The sequence below is a fragment of the Cupriavidus sp. 8B genome (assembly GCF_054589115.1).
Map to the genome: position 1 here is coordinate 1 of NZ_BAAILO010000642.1, position 279 is coordinate 279.

A 279-nucleotide genomic window follows, 5' to 3' on the forward strand; every position below is an offset into this window, starting at 1 on the left:
GCCCGGACGACGCGGTCGCACTGCCTGCGCCGAGATCGTCACCACGTCGCCGCCGTCGCCGATATAGATGGTGTCGTCGGCGAGGAATTCGTTGATTTCATAAGCGACCCGGTATGGGTGAATCGGCGTGCTGTCGGATTTGAACAGTGGCATCAGCTTGGCCGTTGCCACTTCTTCGGCTGCGGCCAGATCGCGCATCCAGGCCTGGCGAACCTGGCGCTTGTCGTGCTTGATGCGGCCGCTGGCAGCCTGCAGCACCGCGCCCAGGATCGCGCCCGG

The 279-nt window shown here is 65.2% G+C and carries 1 pseudogene; it reads right to left on the reverse strand.

The features are described from left to right. Positions 1-279, reverse strand: a pseudogene (locus ACYP5B_RS51520) (thiamine pyrophosphate-binding protein); the annotation flags it as partial.